Source organism: Thermobacillus xylanilyticus, assembly GCF_907165215.1.
Classification (GTDB): domain Bacteria; phylum Bacillota; class Bacilli; order Paenibacillales; family Paenibacillaceae; genus Thermobacillus; species Thermobacillus xylanilyticus.
The window spans coordinates 24,815-41,267 of sequence record NZ_CAJRAY010000094.1 but is presented as its reverse complement, the minus strand read 5'-3'; the positions used below and the strand labels follow the sequence as shown (position 1 = coordinate 41,267).

16 protein-coding genes and 1 pseudogene are annotated in these 16,453 nt (G+C 64.9%); 2 read left to right on the top strand and 15 right to left on the bottom strand.

From position 1 onward, the window contains the following. From recJ to KJQ12_RS17725, 3 genes are all read right to left on the bottom strand, one after another. A partial coding sequence (gene recJ, locus KJQ12_RS17735; RefSeq protein WP_213486563.1) for a single-stranded-DNA-specific exonuclease RecJ occupies positions 1–1,483 on the bottom strand: 1,483 nt, incomplete at its 3' end. A 62-nt stretch (positions 1,484–1,545) separates the two neighbouring features. Further along, positions 1,546–2,427: a cation diffusion facilitator family transporter gene (locus KJQ12_RS17730; RefSeq protein WP_213486562.1), complete on the bottom strand. Its 882-nt coding sequence runs from the start codon at positions 2,425–2,427 to the stop codon at positions 1,546–1,548. Between the two features lie 220 nt (positions 2,428–2,647). After that, complete coding sequence (locus KJQ12_RS17725) at positions 2,648–2,887, bottom strand: post-transcriptional regulator (RefSeq protein ID WP_015255357.1); 240 nt, start codon at positions 2,885–2,887, stop codon at positions 2,648–2,650. Between the two features lie 174 nt (positions 2,888–3,061). Between KJQ12_RS17725 and spoVB the strand changes: the two genes are divergently transcribed. Next, the gene (gene spoVB / locus KJQ12_RS17720; protein WP_213486561.1) at positions 3,062–4,609 is read left to right on the top strand and encodes a stage V sporulation protein B; all 1,548 of its coding nucleotides are present in this window, start codon (positions 3,062–3,064) and stop codon (positions 4,607–4,609) included. Between the two features lie 57 nt (positions 4,610–4,666). On the opposite strand, the gene KJQ12_RS17715 is transcribed toward spoVB, so the two are convergent. Together KJQ12_RS17715 and KJQ12_RS17710 are read right to left on the bottom strand one after the other, a co-directional pair. Further along, a complete protein-coding gene (locus tag KJQ12_RS17715) occupies positions 4,667–5,413 on the bottom strand; it encodes a YetF domain-containing protein (protein WP_213486560.1) in 747 nt (248 codons plus the stop codon). A 119-nt stretch (positions 5,414–5,532) separates the two neighbouring features. Then, positions 5,533–6,882 (bottom strand): ArsB/NhaD family transporter, encoded by a 1,350-nt coding sequence (locus KJQ12_RS17710; protein ID WP_213486559.1) that lies wholly within the window; start codon positions 6,880–6,882, stop codon positions 5,533–5,535. A gap of 187 nt (positions 6,883–7,069) precedes the next feature. On the opposite strand from KJQ12_RS17710, the gene KJQ12_RS17705 reads away from it, so the two are divergent. Beyond that, positions 7,070–7,459, top strand: coding sequence for a TIGR04086 family membrane protein (locus tag KJQ12_RS17705; protein ID WP_213486558.1), 390 nt, complete (start codon positions 7,070–7,072; stop codon positions 7,457–7,459). Between the two features lie 154 nt (positions 7,460–7,613). Here KJQ12_RS17705 and yajC read toward each other — a convergent pair whose 3' ends face one another. The 10 genes and pseudogenes from yajC to KJQ12_RS17655 all read right to left on the bottom strand — a co-directional run. Beyond that, positions 7,614–7,925 carry a preprotein translocase subunit YajC gene (yajC, locus tag KJQ12_RS17700; protein ID WP_015255362.1) on the bottom strand — a complete coding sequence of 104 codons (312 nt, stop codon included), beginning with the start codon at positions 7,923–7,925 and terminating at the stop codon, positions 7,614–7,616. A 15-nt stretch (positions 7,926–7,940) separates the two neighbouring features. After that, entirely contained in the window at positions 7,941–9,089 is a 1,149-nt protein-coding gene (tgt, locus tag KJQ12_RS17695; protein ID WP_041853897.1) for a tRNA guanosine(34) transglycosylase Tgt, read from the bottom strand. Further along, the gene (gene queA / locus KJQ12_RS17690) at positions 9,076–10,137 is read right to left on the bottom strand and encodes a tRNA preQ1(34) S-adenosylmethionine ribosyltransferase-isomerase QueA (RefSeq protein WP_213486557.1); all 1,062 of its coding nucleotides are present in this window, start codon (positions 10,135–10,137) and stop codon (positions 9,076–9,078) included. The genes tgt and queA overlap by 14 nt, the downstream gene beginning before the upstream one ends. Before the next feature lie 4 nt (positions 10,138–10,141). Continuing rightward, positions 10,142–12,292, bottom strand: coding sequence for a SpoIID/LytB domain-containing protein (locus tag KJQ12_RS17685; RefSeq protein WP_213486556.1), 2,151 nt, complete (start codon positions 12,290–12,292; stop codon positions 10,142–10,144). A gap of 3 nt (positions 12,293–12,295) precedes the next feature. Continuing rightward, positions 12,296–12,820, bottom strand: coding sequence for a thiol-disulfide oxidoreductase DCC family protein (locus KJQ12_RS17680; RefSeq protein WP_213486554.1), 525 nt, complete (start codon positions 12,818–12,820; stop codon positions 12,296–12,298). Positions 12,821–12,859: 39 nt separating this feature from the next. Continuing rightward, entirely contained in the window at positions 12,860–13,897 is a 1,038-nt protein-coding gene (gene ruvB, locus KJQ12_RS17675) for a Holliday junction branch migration DNA helicase RuvB (protein ID WP_213486552.1), read from the bottom strand. A 19-nt stretch (positions 13,898–13,916) separates the two neighbouring features. Continuing rightward, entirely contained in the window at positions 13,917–14,546 is a 630-nt protein-coding gene (gene ruvA, locus KJQ12_RS17670; RefSeq protein ID WP_213486550.1) for a Holliday junction branch migration protein RuvA, read from the bottom strand. Further along, the gene (gene ruvC, locus KJQ12_RS17665; protein ID WP_213486548.1) at positions 14,543–15,046 is read right to left on the bottom strand and encodes a crossover junction endodeoxyribonuclease RuvC; all 504 of its coding nucleotides are present in this window, start codon (positions 15,044–15,046) and stop codon (positions 14,543–14,545) included. Before ruvC ends, ruvA begins: the two co-directional genes overlap by 4 nt. Positions 15,047–15,202: 156 nt before the next feature. Further along, a complete protein-coding gene (locus KJQ12_RS17660; RefSeq protein WP_213486545.1) occupies positions 15,203–15,841 on the bottom strand; it encodes a BofC C-terminal domain-containing protein in 639 nt (212 codons plus the stop codon). Between the two features lie 197 nt (positions 15,842–16,038). Next, positions 16,039–16,453, bottom strand: a pseudogene (locus KJQ12_RS17655) (hypothetical protein); the annotation flags it as partial.

Sequence of the window (16,453 nt, the reverse complement as noted above, 5' to 3'; positions counted from 1 at the left end):
TCGGGCGCGGATTACCGTGGCCGTACGGCTCGAGCAGCTTCAGCTGCTCGGCCGCCGCGAGCGTCGCCTCATCCATGGCGCAGACCAGATCGATCTCCGTCTTGCGTATGTAATCCTCCGCCGTCAGCCATTCGGCGGCAAGCCCGTTCAGCCGAGCCTCGAGCTCCGGCAGCCGGTCCGCCTGAAGCGTCATGCCGGCCGCCGCCTGATGGCCGCCGTAGTGGTCCAGCAGATCCGCGCAAGCCGTCAGCGCGGCGTGCAGATCGAAGCCGACGATCGAGCGTGCCGAGCCTTTGGCCGTGCCGGTCTCCGGATCGATGTCGAACACGATCGCCGGCCGGTAATGCCGCTCGATCAGCTTCGAGGCGACGATGCCGGCGACGCCGACGTTCCAGCCTTCCGACGCGGCGATGATGACGCCCGGCTTGTCCTTCCCGGCCGCTTCCGCCGCTCGGACCTTGTCCGCCCAGATCGCTTCGGCCTGCTCGACCATTCTGTCCACGAGCCGCTGCCGTTCGCGGTTCAACGCATCCAGTTCCGCCGCGCAGGCGGCGGCTTCCGATTCGTCGGACGTCAGCAGCAGCCGGATGGCCGGATCCGCGTGCCGGAGCCTGCCCGCGGCATTGATGCGGGGCGCCATGCCGAATGCGATCGATTCGGCGGTCGCCGTCACCGGATCGAATCCGCACACCGAAGCCAGCGCGCGCAGCCCCGGCCGGTCCGTCCGCCGCAGCCGCTCAAGCCCGTGGCGCACGATGAACCGGTTCTCGTCCACAAGCGGCATCAGGTCCGCAATCGTGCCGAGCGCGGCCAATTCCGCCCATTCGAGCGGCGGACGCCCAAGCAGCGCATGCGCCAGCTTGAACACGACGCCGACGCCGGCCAGCCCCTTGAACGGATAGGGACAGCCCGGCTGCTTCGGGTTGACGATGGCGGCGGCCTCGGGCAGCGTCGGCGGCGGTTCGTGGTGATCCGTCACAACGACCTCGATGCCGAGCTCGTTCGCGCGTGCGATCGGTTCAACCGCGCTGATGCCGTTGTCCACCGTCAGAATCAGGCCGATCCCGGCCGCCGCGGCCGCTTCGACCGCCGGCACGCTGAGTCCGTAGCCTTCCAGCGTCCGGTGCGGCACGACATGGTCAAATTCGGCGTTCAGTTCCCGAAGCAGCAGCGAAGCGAGCGCGGTGGACGACACCCCGTCCGCGTCGTAATCGCCGAAAATCCGGATCCGATCGCCGCGGCTGACGGCAAGGCGGACCCGCTCCGCCGCTTCCCGCATCCCTTTCATCGCGAACGGATCATGAAGCGTCTCGGGACCGCCTTCGAGAAACGCGCGCGCCGCGTCCGCGTCCCGCAAGCCGCGTCTGACCAGCAGCCGCGCCGCAAGCGGTTTCAGTCCAAGGGCGCCAGCGATTCGCTGCGCGGCCGCTTCGTCTTCATGGGCGAGCCGCTCCACAATCCAGCGGCTCATTGATTTCAGCATTCATCATTCCCGCTTTCCAGTTCGCAGCATACCGCCGCCGGATTTTTCGCTGTCCGCCCGCATCACTGCAGCAGCGTCGGCACATTGTCCTGCCGCGCATCGCCGTGCACTTTGTAGGGATAGCCGCGGTCATACGGCTCCACCTTGACGCGCACATCCAGCACATACGGGAACGCGGCAAGCAGTCTTTCCCGGGCGCGGCGGCCGATCTCCTGTCCTTCGTACACCGTGATGAACGGATTCACCCGAATCGTCAGGTTCACCATCACATAATGCCCGTGCTCCCGCGTCCGGCACGATTCCACTTCGATCACGCCGTCCACGCTGCGCACGGCGGCCCGCATCGCGGCAAGCTGGGCTTCGCCCACCCCGGACTGCACGCTGTTGCCGAGCGCGCGCAGCGCGCTGCGGAAACCTTGCAGGGCCATCGCGGCGCCGATTGCGCATCCCGCCGCTTCGTCCATCACCGCCAGCGCCGGTTCGCCCAGGCGGATGCTGCCTGTTGCGGCGGCCGAGCCGAGCAGCGCGAGAGCGGACAGATACGCGTCATATGCCCGCCTTCGGCCGGGCACTTCCAACGCCGCCCGGATCGCCCACAAAATCGGGATGGCGATCATGACAGACCAATGCGGCGCGGCATACGCGTCCTCCCGCACGATGCGGATCGCCGAAAGAACCAGTTCAATGCCGGCAACCGCCGCGACAACCGGCAGCAGCACAACCGCGGCGTCGCGCCGCGTCGCCGGCGCTCCGGAACGGGCAGGCCGCCCGCCGGACTGCAGCGCCGAAGCCGCCGATCCGGCCGCTTGCCGCAGGCTTTCGGCCAGCAGCGCGTGGCTTCCGGCCGCCAGCCCCCCCGCCGCCGCGATCAGCGCCACCGCGGAAGCGGTCCAGCGGACGCCGCTTCCTGCCGCGTTACGTCTGCCGAATACCGGCTCTCCCACACTTCGTCACCCTTCCGTCATGGAGCGGCCGATTCGGCCCTCATGGATCTTGTTGCGCATTGACATCCCCATTATAGCGATGCCGATTTTGGAAAGTCAAAACGGACGGGCCGTCTCCCGGGCCGGATGGCCCGCTCCGGGAGGCCTCCCTTCCCGTCCACCAAGCAGCAGACTCCCGCCGTTTGCGCGGGAGCCATCATCGATTCGCATGTTCTCTTTCTCAGAAACGCATTCCGCGGTACGCGCCCAGCGTGACGTAATTCATGAACTGCGTCACCTTCAGCGACAAAATATCGTTGACCACCCGATGAAGCGGCGGCTGGCCCGTCTTGTGATAGTTCTCGCTCACGCATTCCCAGATGTCCCGGCCCGTCACATCCTCATAGCCCAGCATGCGGAATTCCTCCGCCTTGCTCTGGCAGAGGTTCTCGATCATCGCGTTCAGTTCATCTTCCGTCATGTGCCGTACCTCCCTGTCGCCACGCTCGCGGTTACAACATCTATTCGCCCCCGCAGCCCCGAATTCCTGCCGGATGCGGCCGATCGGCTTCAGGCATGCCGCCGGACAGGCCGCATAGATATGGAATAGGGCAAGTCCGCAAGGGACTCGCCGCATGCAGAGGGGGATGCTCATGTGACCAGGCAAACGTTCATTCAAGGCGCCATGATTCTGCTCGCCGCCGGCATCATCAACCGGATTCTCGGCTTCATTCCCCGCATCGCCCTGCCGCGCATCATCGGCGCGGAAGGCGTCGGGCTGTATCAGCTCGGCTACCCGTTCATGTCCGTGCTCGTCACGATTGTCACCGGCGGCATTCCGCTGGCTGTCGCGAAATGGGTCGCGGAAGCGCGCTCGATCGGCGATCTTCACGGTGAACGAAAAATTTTCCGCACCGCCATGACGCTCGCCATCGTACTGTCCACGCTGCTGGCCGTCCTTGCCGCACTGGCCGCGCCGTGGGTGACGACCCGGGTGCTCACCGATCCGCGCGTGTACACCACCTTCATGTGGATGCTGCCGGTCTTGCCGATCACGGCCGTGTCGGCTGTGTTTCGCGGCTACTTCCAGGGCTGCCACAACATGATGCCGACGGCGGTATCGACGGTGGCCGAGACGGTGGTCCGCATCGCGTTCGTGCTCCTTTTGTCCGCCGCCCTGCTGCCTTACGGACTCGAATGGGCCGCCGCCGGCGCAATGATGGGCGTCGTGGCCGGTGAAGCGTTCGGCCTGGTCGTGCTTCTGGTCCAGTATGTACGGAGCAGGCATGCCGGACGCGGTCCGGAAGGCGCCGCCACCGGCGGTCCGTTTCCGGCGCTGCGCAGGCTGCTCGGCCTGGCCGTTCCGGTCACCGGCAGCCGGCTTGTCGGCTCGTTATCCTACCTGTTCGAATCGATCTTCACCGCGCGGAGCCTCGCGGCGGCGGGCATTGCGACCGGCATCGCGACTGCCCAGTACGGCGCGCTGCAAGGCATGATCATGCCGGTCGCGCTGCTGCCGACCGCGCTCACCTATTCGCTTGCCGTCTCGCTCGTCCCTTCGCTGTCCGAAGCCGCGGCCGGCAGAGACCGGGCGCTCATCCACAAACGTTTGCACCAGTCGACGCGGATCGCCCTCGTCGCCGGGGCGCCGTTCGCCGTCGCCATGTATCTGTTCGCCGAACCGATCTGCCGGCTGCTGTACGATCATGCGGAGATCGCGCCGATGCTGCGGATGCTCGCTCCCGCCGCCCTGTTCGTCTATCTCCAGGCTCCGCTGCAAGCCGCCCTTCAATCGCTCGACAAGCCGGGCGTGGCGCTGACGAATTCCTTCATCGGCGCGGCGGTGAAACTGACGCTGATCGTGTTGCTCGCTTCGCGGCCGGATCTCGGCATCTACGGCGCGCTCATCGCCATCATCGTCAACATCGTGCTCGTCACCGCGCTGCACGGCATCGGGGTCGCCCGGGCGATCGGTTTCACCATGAAACTGCCCGATTTCGTGAAAGTCGGGGCCGCCATGACCGTGATGGGCGCCGCTTCCCTGTTCGTCATGAAGCGCTGGCTGCTGCCCGCCGAATGGATGAATCTGCTGTTGGCCCTTGCCGTCGGCACCGTCGTCTACCTGCTGCTTATGGTTTTGATGCGGATGATTGACCGGCACGACTTCGTCCGCATTCCGTTCATCGGCCGCATTTTCCGGTGAATGCCCAAGCCGCAGAGTCCGCAAACAAAATGCCGCCGGCAAACCGCCGTCCGCTTGCTACGGCTGCGGCTTGCGGGCGGCGTCGACGAACAACCGGCCCCGATGATCGAGTGTACACAGGAAGACGTCCTTCACATCCGTAATACCGCGCGAGCGCAGCTCGCTGCGCAGCCAGAACCGGTTCTTCCCGAGCTTCTCCAGATTTTCCACGAGCACTTGCCCGTCCATGATGAGCGGAACCGGCAGCGTCTCGAACCGGTATTTCGGCGGGAATTGCACCGTCCCGGACGCAGGGTCCGGCTGCGCCTTTTCCTGCTTCTCCCTGACCGGCTCCGTTTCGCCGCTATCCGCTTCCTGCTTCTTGATGACCGACAGCTTGCCGTTCGGCTCCAGGACGGCAAACTCGACATCCCCGACCGACGCGATCTGCTGCTCGCGCAATTGAACCATCAGATCGTCGAGCGTATAGCGCTGCTTCCGCATCACATCGCGGTTGAGCCGCCCTTTCTCGATGACGATCTGCGGCTTGGCGTCGAACATGAGCCGCAGTTTCCGGGACTTCAGCAGAATGAGCGACGTTCCGACCTGGATGGCCAGCAGCGTGGCCAGCGGCACGACCGCATGCTTTATCGCTTTGGCGGGCTCGATGATGGAGATGACCGCGATCTCGGCGATCATGACCGAGACGACAAAGTCGAAGACCGAAAGCTTGCCGATCTCCCGACTGCCCATGATCCGCATCACCGCAAGCACGACAAAATACGTTATTACGGTTCGCAGCACGATATGACCGAGTTCCTGCACGGCAGCCGCTCCTCCCCCGCATCCGTCTTTCCGTCCGAACGGTATCCGTATTATGCGCGGTCTGCCGGAACGCGCATGCGGAAAGCAGGGGGTTCAATATGTGGATGCACCGCCTGACGTTACAACAGGAACAGGCAGACGTAGCCGGTGGAGATGGCAAGCGACAGCAACGCAACCGGCGCGCCGATTTTCAGGTAATCCAGATAGGAAATTTCCTTTCCCTCCCGGGCGGCCATTCCGGCCACAACGACGTTGGCCGACGCGCCGATCAGCGTTCCGCTGCCGCCGAGCGATGCGCCGAGTGCCAGCGACCACCAGACCGGATTGAGCGCCTCCGGGTCCGCCACATTCATCTGGGCGCCGAACTCCTGCACCAGCGGAATCATGGCCGCGACGAAAGGCGTGTTGTCGACTGTCGCGGACACCACGCCCGACAGCCACAGCACCAGAATCGAGAAATAGCCGATGTCGCCCGATGCGAGTTGCAGCGCCATCGTAGCGAGCCTTCCGACGACGCCGGTCTCGACCAGTCCGCCGACCACCGCGAACAGACCGGCAAAGAACACGACGGTTCGCCATTCGACATTGTCCAGCGCTTCATCGACGGCTTTGCCCTTCAAGCCGGCAAGCATGAGCAGCGTCGCCCCCGCGATCGCCACCGTCGCCGCCTCGATGCGCACGCCCGTCCATGCGGAGAGCGGTCCGTGCAGCACGAGCCCGGTGAGCGTCAGGCCGAACACGATCACCGTCTTCAGCGCCAGCTTGCGGTCCTGAATGGCGCCGGCGGCGTCAATCGCGAGCAGTTCCTTCCGCTCCGCCTTGCCGGCGGAAAGCTGCTTGCGATACAGCAAGGCGAGCAGCACCGCCGTAACAATCAGAATGAGCAGCGATACAAGTCCGGTATGAACCAGAAAATCGTTGAAGGTCAGATGCGCGTTCGCCCCGCCGATCATCATGTTCGTCTGGCTGCCGATCAGCGTGGCGGCGCTGCCGATATTGACGGCGATGATCTCCGCCGTCAGGTAAGGCATCGGACTGACCTTCAGCACGCGCGCGACCGAGAACGTAAGCGGCACGATGAGCAGCACGGTCGTCACATTGTCGAGCAGCGCCGAGCCGACGGCGGACGCTGCGGTCAGGATGACCAGCATTTTGAGCGGACACCCTTTCACCCGCTGCACCGCCTTCAACGCCGCAAATTGAACGACACCGGATCTGCTGACCATGCCGGACAGCAGCATCATGCCGACCAGCAGAAACAGCATCCTCCATGTCACATGCGCGCTGTAAGCCTCTTCAAGACCGACGACGCCGAGAAACGCCGCGACGACGGCTCCGGCCAGCGCGACAGCCGCGCGGCTCACTTTCTCTGTAATGATAACCGCATAGACGACCAGAAATACAACGACCGCCGCGATCACCTGCCAACCCGGCGAGAAGGCCGCTTCAGACGCGACTTGTTGAGCCAATCGGTTCCCCCCTGTTCATCCAGCCGAAATCCCATCGATTATAACGCAACATTTCCTGTTTCGTCCATGGAAACCCCCTTTTTCTTCCATTTTAAAAAATAATTATCCGGGTTCTATTTTCGCTTGTCCCGCATAAAGTGTACAAACTGTGCAGAATCGCAAATGACGGTCCGGGGAGGGATGAACGATGGAACCGATCCGAACGGTGACGCGGGCCGGCGGCCGGCTGCCGCTGCTATACGGCTTGTTCGCGTCGATCCTCTGGCTGGGAGCAGGCGCATTGCTGCTTTCGCTCCTGCTCCGCTACAGCGGGCTCAAGGAAACGGCGCTGCCGACCCTGGCGCTTCTGGTGCACGGCATTTCCGCGCTGGCCGGCGGGTTCACGGCCGGAAGACGCGCCGGGCAAAAGGGATGGTACAGCGGCCTCCTGCTCGGTGTTGTCTATGCGCTGATCGTGCTGGTAATCGGTTTTCTCGCCGCGGACGCGCCGCTCAGTCTGGAATCGCTTTACATGCTGGCGGCCGCGGCAGGCGCCGGAACGATCGGCGGCATGTTCGGCGTCGGCACCCGGCGATAGTCCGTTCGCACCATGGCGGACGGACTGCCTCTTTGCGTCTGCCGGACCATTGCCCGGGAAATAGGCGCAAGCCGGGAAATGGCCGTCCTCTTCCTTTCCATGAAAAAACCCTCTGCCTTACTGGCAGAGGGTTTGGCCGTTATGTACGCCGGGATCAGGAATCCGCCGACGGTGCCGATTCGACGACCGTGTTGATGGCGCTGCGCTCGAACGTCATTCTGACCGTATCGTTGACGCGCAGCACGACCGTGTCGTCCGTCAGCTCGACGATCGTGCCATGCAGACCGCCGATCGTCGTGACCTTGTCGCCTTTCTTCAATTGGCTGAGCATCAGATTGCGCTGTTTCTGCTTTTTCTGCTGCGGCCGGATCAGCAGGAAATAAAAGACCGCAAACATCAGCACGAACGGCAAGATAAGCCCCCAGATGCTGCCGCCCCCGGTATTGGAAGTCGTGGCCAACCACATAACCGCTCCTCCTCTCTAGAACCCTTTGTCATTGTCAAACAGGCCGTACTCGGCGAAAAACCGATCGCGGAAATCGAGCAGCCGATCTTCCATTATCGCTTGCCGAACGTCCTGCATGAGCTTCAACAGGAAATGAAGATTGTGAATCGTCGTCAGGCGGATGCCGAACGTCTCGTCCGCCTTGATCAGATGCCGGATATAGGCTCTGGAATAGTTTCGGCACGTGTAGCAGTCACAGGCCGGATCGAGCGGACCGAAATCCTCCGCGTATCGGGCGTTGCGCACAACCAGCCGGCCGCGGCTTGTCATGCATGTCCCGTTGCGCGCAATGCGCGTCGGCAGCACGCAGTCGAACATATCGATGCCGCGGATCGAGCCCTCGATCAACGCGTCGGGCGAACCGACGCCCATCAGGTACCGCGGCTTGTCGGCCGGCAGCAGCGGAACCGTATAGTCAAGCACTTCGTACATGACATCTTTTGGTTCCCCTACGCTCAGCCCTCCAATAGCATACCCCGGGAAATCAAGGGATGTCAAATCAGCCGCGCTTTGGCGGCGCAAATCTTCGTACATGCCGCCCTGCACGATGGCGAACAGCCCCTGATCGTCCGGACGGGCATGCGCCTTCAGGCAGCGCTCGGCCCAGCGGCTCGTCCGCTCGACCGACTGCTTGACGTAGTCATAGTCGGCCGGATACGGCGGGCATTCGTCGAACGCCATCATGATATCGGAACCGAGCGCATTCTGGATTTCGGTCGCGAGTTCCGGCGACAGGAACAGGCGGTCGCCGTTCAAATGCGAGCGGAACTCGACGCCTTCCTCCTTGATCTTGCGCATCGCGCTCAGGCTGAACACCTGGAATCCGCCGCTGTCGGTCAGAATGGCGCGGTCCCAGTTCATGAACCGGTGCAGACCGCCCGCCCGCTCGATCAGCTTGTGGCCCGGACGGAGGAACAGGTGGTACGTGTTGCTCAGGATGATTCCCGCATCCATCGCCTTCAGTTCTTCCGGACTCACCGTCTTGACGGTCGCCTGCGTGCCGACCGGCATGAACGCCGGCGTGTCGAACGAGCCGTGCGGCGTATGCACCCGGCCGAGCCGGGCGCCGGATTGTTTGCAGACTTTGATCAGTTCGTACTTTATTGCCACGTTATCGCTTCCCATTCGAGTATATGAACATGGCGTCGCCGAAGCTGAAGAACCGGTATTTCCGCTCGATCGCCTCGCGGTACGCCTCCATAATCTTGTCCCTGCCCGCAAAAGCGCTCACGAGCATGACCAGCGTCGACTTCGGCAGATGGAAGTTCGTCAGGAGCGCATCAACCATTAGAAATTTGTATCCGGGATAAATAAAAATGTCCGTCCAGCCGCTGCACGCCTCGATCTTTCCGGGGCCGAACCTGGCGGCCGCCGTCTCGAGCGTCCGCGCGGACGTCGTGCCGACCGCAACGATCCTCCCGCCCCGCTCCCGCGTCTCGTTGAGCAGCGCGGCGGTCTCCGCGCCGATCTCGTAATACTCGGCGTGCATGACGTGATCTTCGACGCGCTCGGCCGTCATCGGACGGAACGTGCCGAGGCCGACATGCAGCGTCAGGAACGCGGTGCGGACGCCGGCTGCGCGCAGTTCGTCCAGAAACGCGGGCGTAAAATGCAGCCCCGCCGTCGGCGCGGCCGCCGATCCTTCCCGCCTGGCGTAGACGGTCTGATAGCGTTCACGGTCGTCCAGCCGCTCGCGGATATAAGGCGGCAGCGGCATCTCGCCCAGCCGGTCCAGCAGTTCCTGAAAAATGCCGTCATAACGGAACTCGACCGTTCGAAGACCCGATTCGCCTGCTTCAAGCACAACGGCCCGCAGCAGCGGAGCACCGTTTTCATCTTCGCCGAAGACCAGCTCGGTGCCGGGCCTCATCCGCTTCGCCGGCTTGGCCAGCGTTTCCCACCGATCGCCTTCCAGCTGCTTCAAGAGCAATAGTTCGACGCGGGCCCCGGTCTCCGGTTTGATCCCGTGCAGACGCGCCGGCAATACGCGCGTATCGTTCAGCACGAGCGTATCGCCGGGCATCAGGTATCGTTTCAGATCGGTAAACGTGCCGTGGTCGATCCTTCCGGTCTCGCGGTCGAGCGCGAGCAGCCGGGAGGCCGTCCGTTCGGGCAGCGGCGTCTGCGCAATCAGCTCTTCGGGAAGTTCAAAATCAAACTCGTGCGCGAACACCGCGTTATCCTTCCTTCTCGATGGTGACATTCTTGAAATAGTATTTCAGAATCGATTGATAGTCATACCCGCGCTCGGCAAGCGCGCGCGCCCCCCACTGGGACAGCCCGACGCCGTGGCCGTTGCCGGTGCCGGTGAAGCGGAACGCCGGCTCGGCGGTGGCGGCGCGGATCGTGCCGTCTCCGCTCAGGATGTACATATTGTTCGTGTCCAGCTTGACGGTCTCGCCCGAAGCGCCGGTCATGTAGACCGCGCCGTTCTCGAACGGGCGCTCGCGCACCTCGCCGCTTGCGCCGAGCATGGCCACGCGGCCCGTCTCGTCGATCTCGAACCGGGTGCTCGGAAGTCCCCCGAGCGCCGAACGAAGCGTGTCCGGTGTGCGGACATCATACCGTTTGCCGTTCACGAGCAATTCCGTGACGCGTCCGGACGGGCCGCGCTTCGACGCTTCGAGCGTGCGGATCTCGCCTTCGATCGGCGTCGCGGACCTGCCCTTCATCGACTCCGCCAGCTGCGCCGGCGTGAACGGTCCCCTGATCCACGACATCTCGTTGGACTGCACGACGGTCTCAAGCAGCACCACCCGCGTTCCCGCATCGACGCGGGCAACCGGCTCGACGTCGCTCTGAATGAGCGGTATCGGCCGGATCGCCACGCCGTCGCCGGTGACCCGGAGCACCTTGCTGCCCGCGGTCGTCCGCTCGCCGGTGTCCGCGACCAGATCTTCCCGGACGTATCCGTTGTGGCCGTCCGGCAGGACAACGCGATGCCAGCGATACAGCCCGTTCTCCGACAGCTCGTCCGGGCTCGGCACGCTGCCGAGATACGCGACGCTGTTCCCCCAGATCTCGGCGGCATCCGCCGTCACACCGCCGGCGCTCGACGAGAACAGCGCCTCGACGATCCGCCCGTTATGCATGAGCACCTCGCCGCGCGTCGCGTCGACCGCTGCGGTCGTCTGCGGCTTCTCCGTGCCGATGCCGCCGTACACCTGGCTGTATGTATTGTCGACCACGTGCGCAATCTGAAAGCCGAACCCCTGGAAGAGCGCATAGCTGCGCGCGGCGACGGCCTGCGCCTTGAGCGCTTCGGCCGGCCAGGAAGCCGGCATTTCCGCGCCGACGACCGAATACAGGTACTCTTCGAACGGCAGCTCATTCACGACCGCCAGCCGCTGATTGAGGGCCGTCGCTTCGAATGCGCCCCGATAGGTGCGTCCATAGCGTTCCTCAAGCTTGATGCCGGTGCCGTTTCCGGACGGCTGCAGCCACACCTTGGCGGAGCCGTCAACCGGGACAAGAATATGCCTCGACCGCGTGCCGCCCGCTTCATAGCCGTCGCGCAGCAGCAGATAAGGCTTGTCCGGCGTGAACGGCGCGAGGGAGCCTCCGGCGGCCGCCTGCACGGCTTCGAGGCCGGCCGCGCCGGTCGCCGCGCCGACGAGCACCCTGTACTCCGCGGATTTGGCCCCCGCTGCCACCGCCGCATAGGCTTCCAACCCCGTGTCAGCGAGCGCCTGCGCGGCCTTCCGCGCTTCTTCGAGCGTCGCATAGCTTCCCGCATCCAGGTGGGCCGGACCGGCCAGCGAAGGCGCGGCGCCGCCGAGGAGCGGCTGCAGATCGGGGCTCGAGCGCCATTTCGCCAGCGCGGCTTCCGCTTCCGTGACCGTCGGATAAGCGCCTTCTTCCACCACATAGACCGTCTTGCCCGACAACTGCAGCATTGCGGCCGAACCGCTGCCGGACAGACTTTGCAGCTTCTGCAGCAGGGCGGAGGCCGCCGCGGCGCTCTCCGTCGTCAGCAGGCGGACTCTGTATCCGTCCAGGCTCACCCGAACCGGTTCGCCCGCGCCGGCATGCAGCACGGGAAGGACGCCGTCCGGCTGCCGCATGCCGACCGACAGGCCGGCCGCCGACGAGAACGTCGCGGAGGCGGTCCGCAGCTGATACTTGCCGGGCAAATCGATGAATATGGCCACGCGGATCGTATCCAGTGTCGGCACCGCGCCGAACGACAGGTTCGTCGTCAGCACGGCGTTGAGCAGCATCAGCACGATTGCCGGGGCCAGGAAGCGGCGAAGCCGGGGCAGCCTTGTGCCCCCCGCGGCGCTTCCCTGGGCCGGCAAGCCTTCGCTTGCAACGATAGCCTTCGCCATCCGTTATCGTTCCTCCATCTCCCTGGTACTTGACGGCCGCGGGCGGGACGCTCCGGCGCCGTCCGCGTTCCGGTGAAGCGCGCAGGCGCCGCTCGCGCATCCTTCGTCCGCCCTGCCGAACCAATCATATCTGCGCCGGGCGACATACCGGTATGCCGCGTCGGCAGCCCGCTTCAACCCGGGAACGCGGTACAGCCAGGATAACAGCTGCCATCCCGGCAGCTCGCGCATGATCCGTACCACCGCTTCCGCTCCGGCGAAAACGGCGCCGTCCGCCTGCACGACGTGCAGCTGCGCGCGCAGCGCAGCGGCATCGAGGCGCGTCAGATCCGGCAGGCCGGACGGTTCCTGGCGGCCGCCGTCACGCGCGCCCGCCGCCTGCGCCTCCAGCGCCTGCAACGGCACGAAGCGGAGCTCCGCCCGCGCGCCGCGGACGGCGGCGAGCTGCCGGACGGCGGCGGTGCACAGCGCGCATTCCGCATCGTACACGACGCACAGCGTTTCCCTGCGCTTTCGCTTGTCCGGCATGGACAACCCTCCCGCCGCGGATTCCGTCTTTCCGGCCGATCAGAAAAGCAGCCCCTCCTCCGGCTCATCCTTGTGCCGGTCGCCCGGCACCGGCAGGCCGAGATGCCGGTAGGCCGATACCGTCACGACGCGGCCGCGCGGCGTCCGCTGCAGAAACCCGATCTGCATCAGATACGGCTCGTAGACATCTTCGATCGTCTGGCTCTCCTCGCCGATCGTCGCCGCGATCGTATCCAGACCGACCGGACCGCCGCGGAAATGGTCGATCATGGCGCGGAGCATCTTGTGGTCGATCTGGTCGAGTCCCATCGGGTCGACCTGCATCCGTTCCAGCGCCTCGCGCGCCAGATCGGCGGTGATGATGCCGTCGCCCGCGACCTGGGCGAAATCGCGCACTCGTTTCAAGAGCCGGTTCGCGATGCGCGGCGTGCCGCGCGAGCGCATCGCGATCTCGCGCGCCGCCTCACCGATCAGGCCGACGCCGAGAATGTCGGCCGACCGCGAGACGATGAACGCCAGCTCATCGACCTCGTAATATTCGAGCCGGCTGACGACGCCGAACCGGTCGCGCAGCGGCGCCGACAGCAGCCCGGCGCGGGTCGTCGCCCCGACGAGCGTGAACTTCGGCAGGTCGAGCCGGATGGACCGCGCGCTCGGGCCCTTGCCGATCATGATGTCGAGCGCGAAATCTTCCATCGCGGGATAGAGCACTTCCTCGACCGTCCGGTTCAGGCGATGAATCTCGTCGATGAACAGCACATCGCCTTCCTGCAGATTGGACAGAATCGCCGCCAGATCGCCCGGCCGTTCAATGGCGGGACCGGAGGTCGTCCGCATATTGACGCCGAGTTCGTTCGCGATGATGGCGGACAGTGTCGTCTTGCCGAGCCCCGGAGGACCGTAGAGCAGCACATGGTCGAGCGCCTCTCTCCGCATTTTTGCCGCTTCGATGTACACCTTCAGGTTCTCCTTTACCCGCTCCTGCCCGATATACTCGGACAGATATCGGGGGCGGAGGCTGTATTCCGCCGTCTGATCCTCCATCATCAGCCGGGCGGATACGATCCGTTCGTCCATGGCGCCTCCCCTCCTTCCGTCAACCTCTGAAGAGCAGCGTCAGCGCCCGCTTCACGAGGGCGTCCGCCGTCTCCTCTCCGCTCACCGAGCCGCTGATCGTCTGCCATACGCGGTCGATCTCCGCCGCCGTATAGCCGAGCGCGGCCAGCGCTTCGCGCGCCTCCGGCCATGCGGTGCCCGCGCCCTGGCCGCCCGCCGCGGCCGGTTCCGCGGGCAGGTCGTCCAAGCCGGATGCGGGGCCGAAGCCGGTGCCGCGGTCCAGCTTGTCCTTCAAGTCCAGAATCATCCGCTGGGCGGTCTTGCGCCCGATGCCGGGCAGCTTCGTAAGAAACGCGACATTCTCCTGCCGGATGGCGGCCGCGATCGCTTCCGGCCGCGCGCCCGCGAGAACGCCGAGCGCGACCTTCGGTCCGACGCCGGACACTTCGAGCAGCGCCCGGAACAGCCGCTGCTCCTCGCGCGTCGCGAAGCCGAACAGCAGCATCGCATCCTCGCGCACATGATGATGCGTGTACACGGTCACCGGCTCGCCGGATGCCGCGAACGCATAGGGATTCGGTGTGAAAACGCGGTACCCGACGCCCGCGACATCGACGACGATCCATTCCTCTTCGATGTGCGCGACGGGGCCCCTTATGTAGTCGATCATGTCCGGTTCACTCCGTTCAGCCGGTTCAGCAGGACGGCGGAATGGGCATGGCAGACCGCGACCGCGAGCGCGTCCGCCGTATCGTCCGGCTTCGGCACCGCGGGCAGGTTCAGGAACATGCGCGTCATTTCCTGCACCTGGCGTTTCTCGGCCTTGCCGTATCCGACGATCGCCTGCTTCACCTGCATCGGCGTATATTCCGCGACGGCGATGCCGCGCTGCGCCGCCGCCAGCACGATGACGCCCCGCGCTTCGCTGACCGTGAACGCCGTCGTGACATTGCGATTGAAGAACAGTTTCTCGATCGCCGCGGCGTCCGGCTTGTACTTGTCCATCAAGGCGCCGGCCGCTTCGTACACCTGTTTCAGGCGGATGTCGTGCGGCGTTCCGGCCTCCGTCTCAATGCAGCCGTACTGGACGGGAACGAGCCGGTTCCCGATGCTGTCGATGATCCCGAATCCGACGAGCGCAATGCCCGGATCGATCCCCATTACCCGCACGCCGTTTCTCTCCCCGTTTGCAAAAACCTATTGAAGCTTCATCCCATTATAGCAAATGTCGGGACGCATGAGAACAGACGTTTCCGGCCCCGAAGACAGACCGGGGCCGCCCCGATCCTTCCGGATGACGGGACGGCCCCGGCCGCGCCCACGCGTTCAGGAAACGCCGAATGCGCCGGCATCATCCGGCGCCGCATATTCGCTGAACGAGGACAGCACGCTGTTGTATTCATCGAGATCCGAAACGCGGATGCCCCGCACCAACGCGTCGAACCGTTCTTTCGGCAGACTGCTCTCCATGTAGCGGATGTTCAGTTGATAGAAGGACCGCAGCACGTTGCCGCCATCCGGCGGTCCGTCGAACAACGACAGCCGTCCGTCCGCATCGATGCCGAACACCGCGCTTTCCTTGCAGGCCGGCGACAGGTCGTGAATCCGCTCTTCCATGATGACGGCGCCGCTGCCGGCTGTCACCGCCCGCCATTCCGGATGGCGGCGCAGCAGCTCGATCGCCTGCGCGGCGGTCATCCTGCCGAGCGTCTGCGTCTCTTCGCCGCAGACGAAGCTTCGGCGCAGCGTGACATCCACCGGCGATCCGGCCGCGCGTACCGCCTCATAACGCCGGGCTTCCGTTGCATCCACACCCAAGGCTTGCGGCGCCGCCGAGGCGGCATCAGGGACGGCGATCATCACGGCGCAGACGGCCGCGGCCAGCCAGACAGCCAGCCGGAGTCCGCCCGGCCGCATGCCGCGCCTCAGCCGTCTGCGAAGCTCTTTCCACAGGCTGAATCCCATCCGCGAAACCTCCCCAAACATACTTTGTCTTATTGTCCCTACCCTGGTCGCGATTATTCCGCCCGCCCGCGGTGCGCATAAACCGACAGCCGTTCCTGAAATCGGAACAGAATAGACCGGGCCCCGAAAACAAAAGGCCGGCCGGGACATCATCCCGACCGACCGTCAACACATGATGCATCCGGCGGTGCGCCGCTCTATCTGTCATTGATCCACGGCAGACCCGAGCGTTTCTTCGCGGCCTGCTGCTTCGGCCGGCGCTGTGTGCGGCCGGAGACGGAACGGACGGACGCTTTCTTCGCTTTGCGCTCCGCCGGTTTCGCCTTGCGCGCGGCGGACGTCTCCGCGGTTTCGGCTATGCCGTCGTCCTGGCCGGGATCTTCGGGCGCTGCCTCTCCGCGGTAGTCCGCATACGGCATATCGCCGATGCCGTGCGCATACGGCATGGGCCAGGCCGGCGGGCAGGGCCAATCCGGCGACGCCATGCCGTGCCCGTGCATGCCGTACGGGACGCCGCCCACATGAGCGTGGGCCGTCACGCCGGGCCACCCCGGCTGAACATGGACTGCGGCATGCACCGGCCACTCGTAGCCGTGGCCTGACCAGGCCGGA